The sequence below is a fragment of the Marinobacter shunpengi genome (genome assembly GCF_045449695.1).
GTDB lineage: Bacteria > Pseudomonadota > Gammaproteobacteria > Pseudomonadales > Oleiphilaceae > Marinobacter.
In genome coordinates this window covers 175,026-194,318 of sequence record NZ_JBJJKZ010000012.1, presented here as the reverse complement: position 1 = coordinate 194,318, position 19,293 = coordinate 175,026, and the positions used below count along the sequence as shown (strand labels likewise).

At 62.2% G+C, this 19,293-nt stretch carries 13 protein-coding genes and 1 tRNA gene; 5 read left to right on the top strand and 9 right to left on the bottom strand.

Annotated elements, in window-relative coordinates:
• Positions 1-10: 10 nt before the first annotated feature.
• Positions 11-1,663 carry an electron transfer flavoprotein-ubiquinone oxidoreductase gene (locus ACJO2E_RS07480; protein ID WP_406963260.1) on the bottom strand — a complete coding sequence of 551 codons (1,653 nt, stop codon included), beginning with the start codon at positions 1,661-1,663 and terminating at the stop codon, positions 11-13.
• A gap of 680 nt (positions 1,664-2,343) precedes the next feature.
• Between ACJO2E_RS07480 and ACJO2E_RS07475 the strand changes: the two genes are divergently transcribed.
• The 3 genes from ACJO2E_RS07475 to ACJO2E_RS07465 all read left to right on the top strand — a co-directional run bounded on the left by ACJO2E_RS07475 (position 2,344) and on the right by ACJO2E_RS07465 (position 5,445).
• Positions 2,344-3,093, top strand: a complete 750-nt coding sequence (locus tag ACJO2E_RS07475; RefSeq protein ID WP_406963259.1) for an electron transfer flavoprotein subunit beta/FixA family protein — start codon at positions 2,344-2,346, stop codon at positions 3,091-3,093.
• Entirely contained in the window at positions 3,094-4,035 is a 942-nt protein-coding gene (locus tag ACJO2E_RS07470; RefSeq protein ID WP_406963258.1) for an electron transfer flavoprotein subunit alpha/FixB family protein, read from the top strand.
• Between the two features lie 162 nt (positions 4,036-4,197).
• A complete protein-coding gene (locus ACJO2E_RS07465) occupies positions 4,198-5,445 on the top strand; it encodes a saccharopine dehydrogenase family protein (RefSeq protein ID WP_406963257.1) in 1,248 nt (415 codons plus the stop codon).
• Here the strand turns inward: ACJO2E_RS07465 and cydC are convergent.
• The 4 genes from cydC to ACJO2E_RS07445 are packed head-to-tail and all read right to left on the bottom strand — an operon-like array spanning position 5,442 to position 11,158.
• On the bottom strand, positions 5,442-7,073 hold the full coding sequence (gene cydC / locus ACJO2E_RS07460; RefSeq protein ID WP_406963256.1) for a thiol reductant ABC exporter subunit CydC: 1,632 nt from the start codon (positions 7,071-7,073) through the stop codon (positions 5,442-5,444). The two genes, ACJO2E_RS07465 and cydC, sit on opposite strands and share 4 nt — an antisense overlap.
• Positions 7,066-8,742: a thiol reductant ABC exporter subunit CydD gene (gene cydD / locus ACJO2E_RS07455; protein WP_406963255.1), complete on the bottom strand. Its 1,677-nt coding sequence runs from the start codon at positions 8,740-8,742 to the stop codon at positions 7,066-7,068. The genes cydC and cydD overlap by 8 nt, the downstream gene beginning before the upstream one ends.
• Entirely contained in the window at positions 8,743-9,744 is a 1,002-nt protein-coding gene (gene cydB / locus ACJO2E_RS07450; protein ID WP_406963254.1) for a cytochrome d ubiquinol oxidase subunit II, read from the bottom strand.
• 1 nt (position 9,745) lies between these two features.
• Positions 9,746-11,158 carry a cytochrome ubiquinol oxidase subunit I gene (locus ACJO2E_RS07445; protein ID WP_406963253.1) on the bottom strand — a complete coding sequence of 471 codons (1,413 nt, stop codon included), beginning with the start codon at positions 11,156-11,158 and terminating at the stop codon, positions 9,746-9,748.
• Between the two features lie 294 nt (positions 11,159-11,452).
• Here ACJO2E_RS07445 and ACJO2E_RS07440 point away from each other — a divergent pair.
• Positions 11,453-11,539 (top strand) — tRNA-Leu (locus ACJO2E_RS07440).
• Positions 11,540-11,680: 141 nt separating this feature from the next.
• On the opposite strand, the gene ACJO2E_RS07435 is transcribed toward ACJO2E_RS07440, so the two are convergent.
• The gene (locus ACJO2E_RS07435; RefSeq protein ID WP_406963252.1) at positions 11,681-12,016 is read right to left on the bottom strand and encodes a YegP family protein; all 336 of its coding nucleotides are present in this window, start codon (positions 12,014-12,016) and stop codon (positions 11,681-11,683) included.
• A 324-nt stretch (positions 12,017-12,340) separates the two neighbouring features.
• Here ACJO2E_RS07435 and ACJO2E_RS07430 point away from each other — a divergent pair, with 324 nt between their 5' ends.
• Complete coding sequence (locus ACJO2E_RS07430; RefSeq protein ID WP_406963251.1) at positions 12,341-13,501, top strand: C4-dicarboxylate TRAP transporter substrate-binding protein; 1,161 nt, start codon at positions 12,341-12,343, stop codon at positions 13,499-13,501.
• Positions 13,502-13,622: 121 nt separating this feature from the next.
• Here ACJO2E_RS07430 and ACJO2E_RS07425 read toward each other — a convergent pair whose 3' ends face one another.
• Genes ACJO2E_RS07425 through ACJO2E_RS07415 form a run of 3 tightly spaced genes read right to left on the bottom strand, consistent with a single transcriptional unit; the run spans position 13,623 to position 19,265 of the window.
• On the bottom strand, positions 13,623-14,918 hold the full coding sequence (locus ACJO2E_RS07425; protein ID WP_406963250.1) for a DUF1552 domain-containing protein: 1,296 nt from the start codon (positions 14,916-14,918) through the stop codon (positions 13,623-13,625).
• A 10-nt stretch (positions 14,919-14,928) separates the two neighbouring features.
• Positions 14,929-18,183 (bottom strand): DUF1592 domain-containing protein, encoded by a 3,255-nt coding sequence (locus ACJO2E_RS07420; RefSeq protein ID WP_406963249.1) that lies wholly within the window; start codon positions 18,181-18,183, stop codon positions 14,929-14,931.
• A gap of 32 nt (positions 18,184-18,215) precedes the next feature.
• Positions 18,216-19,265, bottom strand: a complete 1,050-nt coding sequence (locus ACJO2E_RS07415) for a cellulose binding domain-containing protein (protein ID WP_406963248.1) — start codon at positions 19,263-19,265, stop codon at positions 18,216-18,218.
• Positions 19,266-19,293: the final 28 nt, after the last annotated feature.

Here is a 19,293-nt window from a genome sequence, read left to right as displayed (position 1 = left end):
CGAACCGGTGTTACATGTTCGGGTAGTTCGGACCACCGCCACCTTCCGGTGTTACCCAGGTAATGTTCTGGGCCGGGTCCTTGATGTCGCAGGTCTTGCAGTGGACACAGTTCTGGGCGTTGATCTGGAACGTCTTGCCACTGCCATCTTCCGCTTCCACCACCTCGTAGACACCCGCCGGGCAGTAACGCTGTGCCGGTTCGTTGTATTTCGGCAGGTTCTGCTGGATGGGGATATCCGGGTCCGTCAACTTCAGGTGGATCGGCTGGTCCTCTTCATGGTTGGTGTTGGAAATGAACACCGAGGACAGCTTGTCGAAGGTCAGGGTATTGTCCGGCTTCGGATAGTCGATCGCCTTGCACTGGTCCGCCGGCTTCAGGGTGGCGTAATCCGGCACGGTATCGTGGAACGTCATCGGCAGCGGGCGGCCCAGGATATTCTGCTCGATAAAGGCAATGGCACCACCGCCAACCATGCCGAATTTATGCATGGCCGGACCGAAGTTGTGCTCCTTGAACAGCTCCTTGTACAGCCAGCTGTTCTCGAAACGCTCCTGGAAGCTGCTGATCTCCTCACCGGCCTTGCCTTCCTTGAGCGCTTCAAAGACGGCTTCTGCACCCAGCATGCCGGACTTCATGGCAGTGTGGGAGCCCTTGATCTTGGAGAAGTTCAGGGTGCCGGCATCACAGCCCAGCAGCAGGCCACCCGGGAAGCTCATCTTCGGCAGCGAGTTCAGGCCGCCCTTGGTGATGGCGCGGGCGCCGTAGGACACGCGCTTGCCGCCTTCCAGATACTTCTTGAACTCCGGATGCGTCTTGAGCCGCTGCATTTCATGGAACGGGCTCACGTGGGGGTTGCTGTAGGACAGGTCGGTGATCAGGCCAACATACACCTGGCCATTTTCCAGGTGGTACAGGAAGGAGCCGCCGGTGGTGCCGGACTCGTTCAGGGGCCAGCCGGTACTGTGAACCACCAGTCCCGGCTCGTGTTTCTCCGGATCGATATCCCACAGTTCCTTGATGCCGATACCGTAGTGTTGTGGGTCCTTGCCTTCGTCCAGCTTGAAGTCGTTGATCAGGCGCTTGCCCAGGTGGCCGCGACAGCCCTCGGTGAACAGGGTGTACTTGGCGCGCAGCTCCATGCCCGGCATGTAGCCTTCCTTCTCGCTGCCGTCGCGGGCAACGCCCATGTCACCGGTGATGATGCCCTTGACCTGGCCATCCTCAACGATGGTTTCGGCTGCCGGGAAGCCCGGGTAGACCTCAACGCCGAGTCCTTCGGCCTGCTCGGCCAGCCAGCGGCACAGGTTGCCCAGGCTGATGATGTAGTTGCCTTCGTTGTGCATGTTCTTGGGCACAAAGGCATTGGGGATCTTGGTGGCCTTGTCCTGACTCTTCATCAGGAAGATGTCGTCACGGGTGACCGGCGTGTTCAGGGGCGCACCTTTCTCTTTCCAGTCCGGGAAGAGTTCGTTCAGGGCGGTGGGCTCGAATACGGTACCCGCGAGGATGTGGGCGCCGATCTCGGAGCCTTTCTCCACCACGCATACGGTCAGTTCCTCGCCGGCTTCCTGCGCCAGTTGCATGGTGCGACAGGCTGCCGAAAGGCCCGCGGGCCCTCCGCCGACGATCAGAACATCAAATTCCATGGATTCGCGTTCCACGTTGGTCTCCTCAAACTTCTCATCAGTTGAACAGAAGGAATCTGGCACGTTCGGGTGCTGACCGAATTCAGCCCAGGGCAGGTGGCGCTGGGCGCACGCTGCTCGCAACCCTTCATCTTTTATTAAAGCAGAACCACAGACCTGACGGCTTCTGCCGTGGCCTTTGCCCTCAGGGCAAAACGCCTATGATACCGGACACCCGGCTGTATAACGACAGTTTACCCCGCATTTCATTCAGTTCAAACGACCGTTTGAATGCGGGAGCCTTTTCTGGCATGTTACCACCGCATTACCGAATGGGGCGCAGCTCTGCCAGGGAAAGGTCGCAACCGGATAGCTAGTAAAGGGAACTATACCATATTTTGCGAAACAGTGTTTCGAAAACAGGCCCGAAAATGCCTTTCAGGCCTCAAAATCAGAACAGGTGGTAGCATTATCCGGATGTGAATGCGTCTCAATACGGCATTAACTATTGACCCGCCCGGTCTTTGCCGTCAGTATTATGGCGCCCTGACAGCAGGTCCCATGGAGTTTTTGCTGTTTGAATCAACGTTCGGGCGCCTTTTCCAGGCGTTCGAAGCGACAGGAATCATGAATACTCTGGTGTCGCCCCAGGCGGGTTAGTCGAGAGTCTTTCTGATTACGAGTCATTAAACCCATCGTAGAAGAACGAGGAATCTATGAAGGTTCTGGTCGCGGTAAAACGAGTTATCGACTACAACGTGAAGGTACGCGTCAAGCCGGACAACTCCGGTGTTGATCTTGCCAACGTCAAGATGGCGATGAACCCTTTCTGTGAGATCGCGGTTGAAGAAGCGGTCCGCCTCAAGGAAAAGGGCGTTGCCAGCGAGATCGTCGTGGTTTCCATTGGTCCCAAGGCTGCTCAGGAGCAGATCCGTACAGCCCTGGCACTGGGTGCGGATCGCGGTATCCACGTTGAAACGGACGAGGAAGTCCAGTCACTGGAAGCTGCCAAGCTGCTGAAGGCGGTTGTCGAGAAGGAAGAGCCCAAGCTGGTTATTCTCGGCAAGCAGTCCATCGATTCCGACAACAACCAGACCGGCCAGATGCTGGCCGCGCTGACCGGAATGGGGCAGGGCACCTTCGCTTCCGAGGTTGTTGTTGAGGGCGAAAAGGTCAACGTCACCCGTGAAGTGGACGGCGGCCTGATGACCCTCTCCCTGAACCTGCCGGCGGTTGTAACCACCGACCTGCGTCTGAACGAGCCGCGTTACGCTTCCCTGCCGAACATCATGAAGGCCAAGAAGAAGCCGCTGGATGCCACCACCCCGGCCGACCTGGGTGTTGACATGGCTCACCGTCTGGAAACCGTCAAGGTTGAGGCTCCGGCCGCACGTCAGGCTGGCATCAAGGTAGAAGACGTAGCCCAGCTGGTCGACAAACTGAAGAACGAAGCGAAGGTGATCTAAATGAGCATCCTGGTATTTGCTGAACACGATAACAGCAGCCTGAAGCAGGCTACCCTGAGTGTCCTGGCCGCGGCCAAGGAAATCGGCGGCGATATCGACGTTCTGGTTGCCGGCGAGAACTGTGGTGCGGTTGCCGAGCAGGCTGCCAAGGCCGATGGCGTCAACAAGGTACTGGTTGCCGACAACGCGGTCTATGGCCACAACCTGGGTGAGAACCTGGGTGAGCTGGTCGCCGAGGTAGGCAAGGGCTACAGCCACATCCTGGCCGCTGCCGGCACCACCGGCAAGGACTTCATGCCCCGCGTTGCGGCGCTGCTGGACGTTGCCCAGGTTTCCGACATCATGGGCGTTGTAGACGCTGACACCTTCGTTCGTCCGATCTATGCCGGTAACGCCATAGCGACCGTCAAATCCAAGGACGACACCAAGGTGATCACCGTTCGTCCGACCGCGTTTGATCCGGTTGCCGGCGAGGGTGGTTCCGCTGCCGTCGAGAACCTGGATGTGGTCAAGGACGCTGGCGTTTCCTCCTTCGTGAGCGAAGAGCTGGCCCAGTCCGACCGTCCTGACCTGGCAAGCGCTGACATCGTGATCTCCGGTGGTCGCGGCATGCAGAACGGCGAGAACTTCAAGATGCTGGAGCAGGTTGCTGATCTGCTGGGCGCTGCTGTGGGTGCATCCCGCGCCGCCGTTGACGCCGGCTTCGTGCCCAATGACATGCAGGTTGGTCAGACCGGCAAGATCGTTGCCCCGCAGCTGTACATTGCCGTGGGCATCTCCGGTGCCATCCAGCACCTGGCGGGTATGGGCGACTCCAAGGTGATCGTTGCGATCAACAAGGACGAAGAGGCGCCGATCTTCCAGGTAGCCGACTACGGCCTGGTTGCCGACCTGTTCGAAGCTGTACCCCAGCTTGAAGAGGAATTGAAGAAAGTTCTGTAAGAACCTGCTTCAGAAAGAAAAAGGGGCACCTGAGGGTGCCCCTTTTTTGTGTCTGGTCCTGCTATTTTCCCGTGGTTGTTGGAACCCGCTCTGCTATGCTGGGATGCTCTGGACCAGGCCTGACAGCTTGCACCCATACCCCATCAGCGACAGGAGAATCGCATGGAACCCCGGTACGATATCGTACTCTTCGGCGCCACCAGTTTTGTGGGCAGGATACTGACGAGACGCATGGCGGAGCGTCATGGTTTCGGATCACTGGACGATAACGGCGGCGTTCGCTGGGCCATAGCCGGTCGCTCCAAGGCAAAACTGGATCAACTGAAGGACGAGCTTGGCCCCGGCGCCGTGGACCTGCCCATGGTGATTGCGGATGCGGCGGACGAAGACTCCCTGGCCGCCCTGTGTGAACAGACCCGGGTGGTGGTCTCCACGGTGGGACCGTATGCCCTGTATGGGGAGCCCCTGGTCCGGGCCTGCGTGGACAGTGGCACCGATTACTGCGACCTGACCGGCGAGGTGCAGTGGATCCGGCGGATGATCCAGCTCTACGAGGACCGGGCCAAGGCCTCCGGCGCTCGTATCGTCCATTGCTGTGGCTTTGATTCAGTCCCGTCGGACCTGGGGGTCTGGCACCTGCAACAGGAGGCTGTTGCCCGCTTCGGGCAGCCCTGCCAGCAGGTGAAGATGCGGGTCAAGGCGGCCAAGGGGGGCCTCTCCGGCGGTACCGTCGCCAGCCTGATGAACGTGGTGAAGGAAGCCGCCTCCAACAAGGCCCTTCGCAAGGAACTGGCCAACCCGTTCTCGATCTGCCCGCCGGACCATCGCTCTGCCGTACGCCAGCCCAACGTGAAGTTCGCGGAGTTCGACCCGGAACTGGAATCCTGGGTGGCACCCTTCCTGATGGCGGCGATCAACACCCGGGTGGTGCACCGCTCCAACGCGCTGCAAGATGCTCCCTACGGGACAGAGTTTCTCTATGACGAGGCCACCATGACCGGTCGGGGGCTGAAGGGCAGGGCCACGGCCATGGCCCTGGCCGGCGCCATGGGCGGGTTTGCCCTTGCCACCGCCATCAAGCCGACCCGCTGGGCTCTGGAGCGCTTTGTGCTACCGGAATCGGGAGAGGGCCCGGACGTGAAATCCCAGGTGCAGGGCTTCTACGATCTGCGTTTTATCGGCCTTACCGAAGGCGGCCAGACCATCATCACCAAGGTGACCGGCCAGGGCGACCCGGGGTATGGTTCCACCAGCCGTATCCTCGCCCAGGCGGCAGAGTGTCTGGCGTTCGATGTACCCGAGGATGCCCCGGGTGGTTTCTGGACACCAGCCAGCCTGCTGGATGGCAAGCTGCTGGAGCGACTTAAAAACAATGCCCGGATGACCTTCGAGGTATTGTCAGCCAGCTAGTCCAGGTTGATAGCCATGTCGGCATCGGGCAGTGTGTCGGTGTCGTGGGCGGCCAGGATGCAGGTTCGATTGGCCAGCCAGGGCTCAATCCGGACCTTGATCCGTTCCCGGGTCGCCTCGTCCAGGCCGGTAAAGGGCTCATCCAGTAATAGCAACCAGCCGGGGCGGAGCAGGGCCCTGGCCAGGGCCACCCGACGGCGCTCACCGCCGGACAGGTGCCGCCCCTGGTCGCCGATCCAGGTATCCAGCCCCCGGGGCAGCCGTTGCACCAGTTGTGTCAGGCCGACAGCCTCGATGATGGCCCATAGTTCCTGTTCCGTGGCATCGGCCCGGGCCATCAGCAGGTTGGCCCGCAGACTGTCGCTGAAGAAGTGTGTGCGCTGGCTCAGATAGCTGACACCGCCACGCCAGGATGGCAGCGTCGCCGGATCAAGCGGTTCACCGGCCAGATGCACCTGGCCCTCCACCGCACCGGATACCCCCGCGAGATAGTCCAGTAGCGTCGACTTGCCGGAACCGGACCGACCCACCAGTGCCAGTCGCTGCCCGGGCTGTAGTGTCACCGTCAGCGGCGGGAACAGGTGCTCGTTATTGCGCACGGCAACCGGCGACGACAGGGCGACCACTCCCGGTGATACGGGAGGTACGCTTTCCCGTGGCTGGGGCCGACCTTCCCCGTTCAGGCGGGTGGCCGCCCCCAGGGTGGCGCCCAGTCGCCCGAAGGCGGCCGGCAGCCCGGTGAAGGCCTCGCCAAGACCGAGCACCGCCAGGGTAAACAACAGCGCCACCGGCCCGCTTAATGCCCCATCACGCCACAGCGCCAGACCGGTCCAGAGCGAGAGGACCACCGCCAACTGGATGGCCAGCAGGGTGATGCCATTGGCCACGGCGGTGCGGGACTCGATGGACTGCCTTGCCCGGTCCAGGCGGCGGCTGCGGTCCAGCAGGGAGCGGGCCTCATCGGTCCAGTGATGGGCGGCCTGCAGTTCCGCCATCCCCTCGATGGCATCCACCAGTTGGCCTCGGAGCGCTTCTTCCTGATATCCCTGGCGGCGGCTGATCCCCAGGGTGGATCGCGCCAGCAGCCACAACACTGCCGGCAGCAGGGCCAGCGGAACCAGCGCCAGCAGCAGAGGCGGCGCCACGGCCACCATGACACCGGCCAGCAGCACCAGGCCTGCCAGTGCCATGGCCGGCGGCGCCACCAGTTGCAGGTAGAGGGTATCCAGGGTATCGATGTCCCGAGTCAGGCGATTGAGCCAGTCCACCGCCCGTTTCCGGCCCAGGGTGTCCGGTGATGAGGCTGCCAGACGCTGGAAGAACACCACCCGGATATCCGCCAGTAGCCGCAGCACCGTATCGTGGTTGTAGAGGCGTTCCAGGTAACGGGACACCGTCCGGCCCAGGGCGAAGAACCGGATACCGCCGCCGGGGGCGTAGATATTCAGATAGGCGCTTCCCCCGGAGGCCAGGATCAGCCCGGTCAGGGCCGTGGCGGTGATGAACCAGCCGGAAAGCGCCAGCAGGCCAACACCGGCGAGTATGGTGGCGAACATCAGCAGCCCACCGACCAGCAGGCGCTGCCGATGCCGCAGGATCAGCCGCAACCAGGGATAGAGTTCAGCCATCGGCCAGCCTCCCGTCCGCCAGTGCCAGCCGCCGGTCCGCCACCGCCTTGAGGGCCTGGTGATGACTGGCGATCACGATGGTGATGCCGAGGTCCCGCAGTGACCGGATGGCGTCGATGACCTGTTGCTCACTGCGGGCATCCAGCCCGGCGGTGGGTTCGTCCATCAGCACCAGCCGGTGGCGGGCCAGGAACAGGCGCGCCAGGGCCAGGCGCCGGGCCTGCCCGCCGGAGAGGCCAGCGCCGCCCTCGCGGATGGTGGTATCGAGGCCGTCGGGGCGATTCCTGACCAGTTCCCCCAGACCCACCCGGGCCAGGGCCTCCAGCAGTTCATCGTCCGAGGCATCCGGTGCCCCCAGTCGCAGGTTGCCGGCCCAGGAATCAGCGCGGACAAACGGCGTCTGACCCAGCCAGCCGAAGGGTTCCCCGCCCGGTTGCTTCCCGAAGGTACTGACATAGCCCGCGGACGGCGCCAGGAAGCCCGCCATGGCATTCAGCAGAGTGGTCTTGCCGCTGCCGGAGGGACCTTCCAGAAGCACCAGTTCCCCCGCCCTGATCTCCAGAGACACCCCAGCCAGCCCCGTGCGGCCATCCGGATAGGTGACGTTAAGCTGGTGGACATGGACCGCCGTATCGGGAGCTGTACTGGTGCCTGGCTCCACCTCCGGTGCCGGGTGAGGGCGGTCATCCAGCCGTGCCTGGAGCTGCGCGGCGGCCCCGAGGGCGGTGGCCCGGTCGTGGTAGTGTTGGGCCAGTTGCCGTAACGGCTGGAAGAACTCCGGCGCCAGCAGCAGGATGAACAGCCCGGAGAACAGGGTCAGGTCCGGGGAGGGGCCATACTGGATATATCCCAGCAGCCCGAAGCCGATATAGATGGCGATCACTGCGATGGCCACCGAGGCAAAGAACTCCAGTACGGCGGAGGACAGGAACGCCACCCTCAGGGTCTTCAGGTTGATCCTCCGGTACTCGTCCGTGGCCCGGGCGATCCCTTCGGTGGCCGGTTCCGTGTACTGGAACAGTTGCAGTGTGGTCAGCCCCCGTAGCCGGTCCAGGAAGTGACCCGACAGCCGGCCCAGGGTTTCCATGTGCTGCTGGTTCAGCTTTTCCGCCCCCATGCCCACCAGCGCCATGAACAGGGGGATCAGTGGTGCGGACAGCAGCAGGAACAGCGCCGCCAGCCAGTCCAGCCAGACCACGGTAGCCAGGATCATCACCGGCACCACCACACACAGGATCATCTGGGGCAGGTAGTGGGCATAGTAACCGTGGAGGGCATCCACCTGATCGATCCATTCCGCCGCCAGGGTACCCGCTGACTGCCGGGCAAGCTGCACCGGGCCTGACGCGCCCATGTGGTCCAGCAGTTCCTGCCGCAGGCGGCCCCGCACCTCGTCGCTGGCCCTTGCCGCCAGGTGGTTCTGGTAACCGGTGGCCACCGAACGCACCAGCAGGGCCACCAGTACCACCCCGACCACCGGGAGCAGTTGGCCGGTACTGGCCTCCTCCACCAGCGTGCCGTGGGCAATCCACGCGATGCCCGCCAATTGGACGATGGTCGCCAGTGCCGCAACGGCCCCGGCCAGGGCGGCCAGGCGAATGGAGACCAGGGCGGGGCGCTGGCGTTCCTTCAGCCAACGCGCCGCCTCACGGGGAGAGCCAGATGCCACCTAGTGGTAGCCTTCGCCAGCCTTGACCTTGCCCCGGAACACCCAGTAGGTCCAGGCGGTATAGCCCAGCACCACGGGAATCACGAACAACAGCCCCAGCAGCAGGAACAACTGCGAGCCGTAGGCGGATGAGGCATCCCACAGGGTGTAGTCCGGCGGCACCACGTAGGGCCACTTGCTGACGATCAACCCCAGGTAGGTGAAGATAAACAGGCCCATGGTGGCCACAAAGGGCATGCCATCCTGGTGGCGTCGGGTGGAGCGGAAGATCATGTACGCGCATACCAGCCCCAGGGCCGGGAAGATCCAGATCAGCGTCAGGTTGTTGAACCAGCGGTCACGGACGAACTCATCCACAAAGGGTGTCCAGATGCTGATGATGGCAAACACCGCCAGTACTGCAACCAACAAGGGGGTCACCAGCCCGCGGGCCCACTGCTGGATGTAACCCTCGGTCTTCAGCACCAGCCACGTGGCCCCGAGCAGGCTGTAGCCCGCCAGCAACCCAAAGCCGGTCAGCACGCTGAAGGGAGTCAGCCAGTCCAGGGCGCCGCCGACATAGACACCATTGGCGGTCTCGAAGCCCTCGATATAGGCCCCCACCACAACGCCCTGGGCGAAGGCGGCAATGGTGGAACCACCGGCAAAGGCCCAGTTCCACAGGTAGCGGGAGGTGTTGGCCTTGAAGCGGAACTCGAAGGCCACGCCCCGGAAGATCAGCCCCGCCAGCATCAGGAACACCCCGATATAGAGCGCCGGCAGCAGGATCGAGTACACCATGGGGAAGGCCGCCAGCAGGCCGGCACCACCCAGCACCAGCCAGGTCTCGTTGCCGTCCCACACCGGGGCCACGGAGTTCATCATCACATCCCGGGCGTCCTCGTCCGGGGCGAAGGGAAACAGGATGCCCACGCCCAGGTCGAAGCCGTCCATCAGCACATACATGATCACGCCAAAGCCGATGATAAAGGCCCAGATCAGGGCCAGATCGAACAGTTCCATATCAGTATCCCCCCTGGCGGACGACGTCCTCGTTGAACTCGAATGGCACATGGGCGGCGGACAGCGGTCGCTTGGGATGATCGGATTCGTGGGTATCATCCTTCGCTTCCATGCCGTCGTGGAGCACCCGCATCAGGTAGTAGACGCCGGCGGAGAACACCAGGGCATAGACCACGATATAGCCAATCAGGGTAAACAGCGCCATGCCGCCGGTGAGGGACGGCGTCAGGCCCTCGGCGTGGGTCATCATGCCGTACACCAGCCAGGGCGCCCGCCCGGTCTCGGTCACGAACCACCCCGCCAGTACCGCAACGAACGGGGTGAAGGACATCAGACGCAACCCGTTCAGGAACCAGCGGTTGGTGGCATAGCGCCCGCCGGGGCGCAGGAAAAGACCGGCCAGGGTAAAGGCGATCATCAGCACACCAAGCCCGACCATCACCCGGAAACTCCAGAACACAAGGGCCACGGGGGGCTGTTCCTCCGGCGGAGCCAACTCCAGCCCGGGGACCTCACCCTGTACGTCATGTTTCAGGATCAGGCTGGCCATACCGGGAATGCCAACCTCGAAATGATTGGTCTGGCTGTCCTGGTCGGGCAGGGCGAACAGCAACAGGGGAACGTTGGTATCCGTCTCCCAGTTACCCTCCATGGCGGCCACCTTGACCGGCTGGTGCTCCAGGGTATTCAGGCCGTGGAAATCACCGATAACCGCCTGCAGGGGCGCAACCAGCAGGAGGAACCACAGGCACATGGACAGCGCCTTGCGATTGGTTTCCACCTCACGGCCCCGCAGCAGGTACCAGGCACTGACCCCGGCCACCACAAAACTGCCGGTCAGGAACGACGCCACCACCATATGGGCGAAGCGGTAAGGGAAGGACGGGTTGAAGATGGCCTCGGACCAGGACAGCACATGGAAGACCCCGTCCCGGAATTCCACCCCCTGCGGGGTGTGCATCCAGCTGTTGGCCGACAGGATCCAGAACGAGGAGATGAATGTGCCCACCGCCACCATGATCGCCGCCAGCAGGTGGACACCCGGTGGCACCTTGTCACGCCCGAACAGCAAGACCCCCAGGAAAGCCGCCTCCAGGAAGAAGGCCGTCACCACCTCGTAACTGAGCATGGGGCCGATGAAGTTGGCGGTGGCCTGGGCAAAGTTCGACCAGTTGGTGCCGAACTGAAACGACATCACGATCCCGGACACCACCCCCATGCCGAACACCACGGCAAACACCTTGGTCCAGAAGGTGGACAGTCGCGTCCAGACCGGATTCTCCGTCTTGAAGGCCAGGGCCTCCAGGGTGGCAATGAACGACGCCAGGCCGATGGTAAACACGGGAAAGATCGCGTGGAAGGAGACCACGAACGCGAACTGGATTCGCGATAGCAACAGGGGATCGAGCTCCATTGGAACCTCCGGTAACCACAGTAGTGAGGGAAGAATACTTCCACCCAAGCAAACCGCCCGATGATTGTGCAGTTCTTGTTGTACCGGCAGATGCTTACGATGCTAACCCAACCATAGCTCAATCCCAATGGGACGGAATGTCGCAGGGGTTGATATACCGCAAGATCGTGGTGGAATGCCCCCCCAGGGGCGGATGAGGTGAACGGGGCCACCGGCGAGTCCAGCGTCACCGCCCCGGAATTGCGTTGATCCGCAAGGCCTTATACAATCCCGCCTCCAGCATTCCTTCCCCCTGCCCGGGTGGTGAAATTGGTAGACACTGGAGACTTAAAATCTCTTGACCGTTAGGTCGTGCCGGTTCGAGTCCGGCCCCGGGCACCATTCGAGCACTCAATACAGAAGAAAAAAACTTCTATCAGTTCCAGGGCAACTGTTAGTCGGATCGAGTAGCCACCTTCTCGGGCGGCGACTACCCGATCAGGTAACGGGCAAGCGGTTAAGGGGCTCTAAAAGGCAATTGCTTCAAGCAACCTCTTCCACCGCCGCATCAGGCGCATGGTTTTGCACCGACTTGGCACCGCTTTCAGCCCCCTGTTTTGATGAGTATCCCTGGCTGGCAAGGATGACTTCCTGATTACCAGCTTTGAGGTTGAAGTACCATTTCCCTCCATTGCCCTCGAAGACGGTAAAGCGTTCCTCAATTGCGGCGTTCTTTTTTACGGATTCGATACCGTTGGCGGCGCCAGACTTCGATTTATAGCCCTGGGAGGCGCCGATGGTCTCGCCGTTACCAGCTTTCAGGCGGAATCGATATTCTCCTGCCTTATCTGTGTACAGCTCGAACTTTCCGTTTGCCATTTTGTTGTCCTTATTGGTTTGATCAAGCTATTTCGGTTGGGATGTGGTAAGCGGCCATGCCGCTTCATTTGATGCTAGCACACGATTCCCAGGTTTCGAGTTTGCGGCTCAACGGCACTTCCCTTAAGGATAATGAAGGATGTTTCGATGGACAGGGAGGCCAGAAATAAGAGTGCAAGAACCGTCTCGTCGGAATGGACGATTTTTGACCAAACAGTTGATTGGTCACGTGGCCGGATCTAATGTGTCAGGGTACAACCGGTTTCGGAGTGAAACGCTCCGTGCCCCTGCTTACGACAACAATAACGCCCAGGGAGTCGTGCCATGTCCAAACCAAGCCTTTTCTGTACCCTGTCTGCCAGCCTGTTGATGGGGGGAGCCGCGTTGGCGACCACTGCCCATGCCGAGACACTCAGCTATGCCCTGGGTTATCCCCCCGGGAGTGATTCGGCCAAGGCCGCCCAGAACTATGCCGACCGGGTGGAGGAGTTCTCCGGCGGCTCGCTGACCGTCAAGGTGTATCCGCTGTCGCTGCTCAACTTTGCGGAAACGTCCGCTGGTGTCCGGGATGGTATGGCGGACATTGGTTACCTGCTCAGCCCGTACTTCCCGTCCGAATATCCCCACACCAACCTGTTGGCGGAAGCGGCGATGCAGCTGCAGCTTTTCGGCAAGGAGATACAGGGCAAGGAAGGGCCTGCCTATATCGGCGCCCTTGCCGAGTACATCTTCTTCCAGTGCGAGGAGTGCCTGGAGGACTTCCATGCCCAGAATCAGGTCATTACCGGCATCGCCTCAAGCTCCAACTACATGCTCAACTGCAGTGAACCGGTAACCAGCCAGGAGGACCTGGAAGGCAAGCGGCTGAGATCGTCGGGTTCGCAGTGGTCCCGCTGGGCGGAGCGTTTTGGCGCCAGTCCGGTCACGCTTTCCGGCAACGAAGCCTATGAGGCCCTGGACCAGGGCGTTGTGGACTGTGTGGTTATTTCCGCGCCGGACCTTGAGAACCTTGGCATCATCGAGGCGACCACGGATATCACTACCGACGTACCCGGTGGCGTGTTTGCGGGGGCTGAGATCACCAATACCAACCGGGACCGCTGGCAGAGCCTGACCGACGAGCAACGCAAGGCCATGCTGCATGCCGGTGCCTATATTTCCGCGGAGATTCCGTGGGTGTATCACCAGCGGGAAGCTGAGGTGCTGAAGCGGGCCCGGGAGGAACTGGGCATCGAGCTGCACACCGCGTCGGAGGACCTGGCCGCCACCACCCGGGAGTTTGTACGTGAGGATATGGAGGTGATCGCCCAGTACTACGCCAAGACCTATGGTGTGGAAAACGGTGCCGAGATGCTTGAGGAATTCCGGCCGGTACTGGAGAAATGGGTGGACCTGGTGAAGGACGTGGATAGCCAGGAGGAACTGGCGGAACTGTACTGGGAAGAGGTCTTCTCCCGGGTCGATCCTTCCACCCACGGGATGTAACGACCGACCAGCCTGCATAAAAAAGCCCCGGCGTGTCGCCGGGGCAGCATTTCTCTTTCTCAGACCGAGTTGTTGTTGTACCTGCGGATAGCACCACCTCCCTGTGGCGCGCAGTACCATTCTAGGCCAGCAGGCCGGGCAGGCCGCCGGTGCCGTGGCCGGTGTAGCCGAAGCTGTCGATGTTGACGTCCAGCATGTTGGCGATGGACACCAGCAGCTTGCTGTGGGCGTCGCCGGCAAAGTCCACGTAGCGGCCGGTCTGCAGCGCCCCGCCGGCGTTGCCTGCCAGGATGAACGGCATGTTCCGGTGGTCGTGGGCGTTACTGTCGCCCAGTTCCGAGCACAGGAAGATGACCGTGTTGTGGAGCAGGCTGTTGCCGTCGGTATCCGTGCGGCTGGCCAGGTTCTCGATCAGGTAGCGGAACTGGCGCATGTGGTACTGCTTGTACTGCACGAACTTGTCCGCGGTGTCGCTGTCCCGGTTGCCGTAGTGAGAGGTGTCGTGGTGGCCCTGGTCGATGCCCTCCACCCGCAGCGGACTGACCGGGTGGGACCACATCAGTGAGGCTACCCGGGTCATGTCGCAGGAGAAGGCCTCGGTGATCAGGTCCATCTGCAGGCGCCCGATGGTCTGGTAGTGCTCGTCCAGGTGGATCTTGGGCGGGTAGCCGTTCCAGCCCTCGGGCACGGTGAAGTTGTCACTGTTGAAGCCCCCGGTGTTGCACACGCCGGCTTCCGCCCCCGCATCCAGTATCCGGGATTCCACCTCGCGCAGGCTCTGGGTGTGGAACTCCAGTTTCTCCCGCTCGTTCTGGCCCAGTTTGCTGTTCATGGCGTTGAGGTCCGCCAGCACCCGGTCGAGGATGCTGCGTTTGCGGCGGTCCGCCAGCGGCTCGCCACCCCCGTTGCCACCGCCACCGAACATGGTGTCGAAGGCGTTGATGGGGTTGTCGTTGGGGGTGATGGGCACGTTGCCGGAACTGAAGTTGAACACGTTGCCTTCACCGTTCTGGAAGGTGGCGGCGACCCCCAGGTTCATGGACTTGAACGGTGTGGCGGAGCCAAGGCGCTGGGCCAGGAAGTAGTCCAGCGACTCGGTGTGGTTGCCGGTGAGTACCTTGGCAACACCGCCCTCGTGGGTGTGGCCACCTTCGTACATGTTCAGGCCGCTGGCGAACAGGCAGTGCTGCCGCACGGACTCCAGCGGGCTGGTCATCTCGTTAAGCTGGAAATCAAACTCGCCGCCGGTGGGGTGGAACCGCTCGGGGATACACCCGTCCGGGATGTACATGAAGACGGCACGCTTGGCGATGGCGCCCTGCGCTGTCGCAACCCGGGCCCAGGGCATCGTCGCCAGGGGCAGCGCGAGCGCGCTGCCACCAAGGCCTTTGAGAAACTGACGTCTGTTGGAATGCATGACGATCTCCTTATTGATCTCTGCGCAGGGCAAAGGTCTGCAACTGAGTGATGCCCACCATCAGATCCTTCAGCCGGTAGTCATTGGCTGCGAACAACCGGGTCAGGTTATCGATGGTGTTTTCATCCGATGACGTTTCGATATAGCCACGGGCGAACCGGTAGAACTGGGTGGCCAGGCAGCTCTTGCTGCTGTCGGTCTGGGCCAGCACCTGCTGCATCTCGCGCACGCCGTCGTAGGCCACGCTGGACTCCTCGAGCAGGCTTTCCAGGCCGTAGATCTCACCGTAGGTGTTGACCTGCTTGCCGTTGTCGGTGGTGCGATAGCCACCGGCACCGTCAAAGGCGGCGAAACCGAAACCAACGCCGTTGATGTACAGGTGACAGGTCTGGCAGTCCGGGTCGCCGGTCTTCTCCTCAAACCGCTCGCGGGTGGTGTAGTTCGGGTCCGGGTCCGGGAAGCTGGTGTCCAGTTCCTCCGGGGGCGGTGGCAGCTCCTGGCACATCAGGCGCCGGCGCACGAAGTTGCCCCGGGGAATGGGGGCCGACTCGTTGGCGTGGCCATGGGAGGCCATGACCGCACCGGTGGCAAGGATGCCGCCACGGGTGCCGGTGGTGTCGGTTACCTTGCGGATGTTGTCACCACTGACGCCGGACAGGTTGTAGTAGTTGGCCAGGGCCTGGTTCACGAACACATAGTCGGCGTTCAGCAACTCCTGGAACTGGCCGGTGGAGTCGTACATCACGTGGGTGAAGAAGGCACGGAGCTCCTGGTGCATGGCATCGCGAACCTGGCCGTTGAAGCGCGGATAGATGTTCGGGTCCTTGCTACCCATGGAGGCCGGGTCGGACTCCAGCCACTGCTCGGCGAAGTGCCCCATATGCACGCGGGCCTGCTCGGTTTCCAGCAGCCGACGGGCCTGGGCGGCCAGTTGTTCCGGGGTTTCCAACTGGTTGCTGGCCGCCGCGGACAGCAGTGTGTCGTCCGGGATGGTGCCCTGGAAGATGAACGACAATTGCGACGCCAGCTCGTACTGGGTCAGCTTGTAGACACCATTGCCCTGGGCTTCGCCCAGCTCGCTGATGTAGAGGAAGTTGGGTGAGATCAGCATGGCCTCGATCACCGCGGTCATTCCGCTGTTGAAGTCGCCCTGGTCCTGGAACAGGCCCAGGTAGCCGCTACGTTCCTCGTCGGTCAGCGGACGGCGGAAGGCTTTCAGGCCGAAGTTGTCGACAAACTGCTCGTCGCAGCCGTCGGCGTTCTCGTCACAGGGGAGCAGGGTGCCCTTCTGGTTGCTGACGGCGTCGTCGGCCAGTTGTTCGGCGGCCCGCATGTACTCGTCGAAGTGACGGGCGCTGACGAAGTTCTTGGCGGCGTTGTTGCTGAAGCCCTTCACCCTGGCTTCCGTGGGGAAGTTGTTGGTGATGTTGGCCGCATCAATGCCCAGAAGGTCGGATACCGCGTTCTCGTACTGGTAGCGGGTCAGCAGGTTGAGCTGGCGCGGGCCGGCGGTCTCGTCTTCCAGGTTGACCGGATCGCCATCACCCTGGTCGCTCCAGAAGTTGTCGGCGATGTGCTCGCCCACGGCCTGGGCGCAGTCACCCACGCAGCGGCCGGCATTGCCCAGGGGCATGGTGCTGTCGATATAGCTGACCAGGGAGTCCAGTTCGGTGGACTGGGTCAGCGAGACACCGACAGCGCCACCGGTGCCGTCAGCCCCGTGACAGGAAGCGCACTGGGTGGCATAGATCTCGGCGCCGTCCAGCTCATTGCCGTCGTCTCCGCCATCATCGTTGCCACTGCCGTTGTCGCCCCCGTCATCGCCGGAACCATTGTCTCCGCCGTCGTCGTTGCCGGAACCGTCATCGTTGCCCGGATCGCCGCCATTGTCGTTGCCGCCGTCATCGTCGCCGGGGTCATCGCCCGGATCGGTGCCGGGATCATCGCCGCCATCATCCCCGGGCATGTCGTCGGACGGCTGGGCGTTGACGATGACATTGCCGGAGGACATGGATGGCACGCTGTCGTTCACCGCGATCACGCGGTAGGTGTAGTTGCCCTCGGCGTCAAGCTGTTCCATCCATTGGGTCTGGTTGGCATCCACGGCGTCCCGGGTTTCCCAGTAGCCATCGCCCTGGCGACGCTTGATGACAAAACCGGTTTCGTTGCTGCTGAGGTCCTGCCAGCTTAGGGTCACCGTGCTGTTACCTTCGGTGTAGGACGCATCCACGATGGACGGCGCTGCCGGCGCGTCACCGACTTCCACCGGCATCAGGTTGTCGGCGTCGTCGCCACTGATGGCCGAGAAGCTGAGGTTGAAGTACACCGGTACGGTCTGCCCGATGGCGGACAGGCCGGCAAGGCTTCGCAGAGTCTCGATACCGCCGACCAGCTCGAAGTCACCGCCCTGGATCATCACCGGGCGTGCGGAGCGTACGGCCACACGGTCGTCGGCGGTGCGGATCACCATGACCTCGGCGGTGGTGTCCTGGCTGATGCCGTTCAGGCTGAGCCGGCCGTCCAGGGTCATCATTTCCGCCTCGCCCGGTTGCAGGCTGGTTACCGTCGCCATATCCACCTGGGTGGTGAAGGTCAGGGTGGGCAACAGGCCGCTGGCAAACAGGTGATCACGGATACGTTCATCCCGTATGTCGATACCGGTGTCCACCGTGTTCAGGTCAATGGCCAGGGTAGCCTTGCCGCTGGTGTCCACGAAGGCCTGCAGGTTCTGGAAGCTCTGGGCCTCGGCCACATCGGTGTTCTTGACGGTGACGAACGAGAAGTCGGATTCGGCTCCGTTCAGGGACCAGCCCATGACCGGCTCGTCCGGTGAATCATCTCCGGGCGAGTCATCGCCAGGGTCTGACCCGCTGCCGTCCGCCGGGCTGCCGCAGCTTTCCCCGTTGAGGAAGAACTCGGTGGGCAGGCTGCCGGACGGGTTCTCGATATTGAAGCCGAAATCAAACTGGCCGCCGCTGGTGACCGTGCCGTTATAACCGGCATCGATCACGCCGATCTGCTGGCCCTGTTGCTCGAAATGGCCTTTCCAGAGGTTGGCAATGGTTTCGTTGCCGGGGAAAGTCCAGGACAGGTCCCACTGTTCAATACGCGGCCCGTTGTACTGCACGGTCACCTGGTGGGTGGCACCGTTGCCCCAGTTGTTGATTTCCTGATAGTCCACGGTACAGAGCTCATTGGCCAGCGCGGCATTGCCGGCCATCGCCCCCGCGGCCAGTGTCAGCAGGTTTCTTAGTAAGGGTTTCATAAAAGCCTCTCTCATGCGGTGTCAGGAGCGCGTCACGGGGTGGTGGGCTCGTCGGCTTCAAAGAACAGGGCGAAATCCACCGGCACGGCAATGCTGATGGAATCCAGGCCGGCCACTTCCCGCAGTGCCTCCACGCCGCCCTCAAGGCCGAACTGGTCGGCGGTAATGATCAGCGGTTGGGCACTGCTGACGAGGAACCGCTGGCTGCCCAGGTGCTGGACGCGGAGCTGGCTGTTGATGTCACGGGTTTCACCGCTGATCTGTACCTGGGCCGGAACATCCAGGGTCATCACTTCGCCGGCGGACAGGCCCTGCACCTGCGAGAGGTTGTCGCCCAGCTCGATGGCCACCGTGGCGGTGGGCGTCTGGCCGGTGTTGAACAGCATCTCCTTCAGGCGCTGGTTGCGGATATCGATACCGGTTTGGACGGTGTTCAGGTCGATATCCAGGGTGGCGGTACCGTCGTCGGTCACGGAGCCGGAGATGGTGCCGAAGCGATGGCTTTCCACGGTGTGGGTATTCTTGGTGGTGACAAAGCCGAGGTAGGAGTCGCCGGTATCGAGGGTCCACGCAGTGGGTTTGGCCGGATCATCGTCGCCGGGATCACCGCCATCGCCGGGTTGGTCGCCGCCGTCGCCCGGGTTGTCACCGGGATTGTCGGGCTGGTCGGGGTCGTCCGGCTGGTCCGGGGTGTCGTTGAGCTCCTCGTCGCAGGGCTCTCCGTTGAGGTAGAACTCCACCGGCACCTCACCGGACGGGTTACGCACGTTGAAACCAAATTTGATCTCCCCACCCTCGGACAGGCGGGCGTTCCATAGCAGGTTTTCGACAACGACGTCCTGTTCGTTCTGGGTATGGGTGACGTTGAAGATGGAATCGATGGTATCCCCGCCGGGGAACGTCCAGCTCAGCTCCCAACCGGTGACATCCGGGCCGTTGTAGGTCATCTGTACACGGTGTACGGCACCGGTCTGCCAGCTATGCTGGATCCTGTAGTCGACCTCGCAGAGCGAGTCGGCGACGGCTGTGCCGGTCATCGCCGTGCCGCACAGCAGTAGTGCCAGTCTGGATTTAGTCTTCATAGCGCACGTTTTTAATCCTGTACCTGGT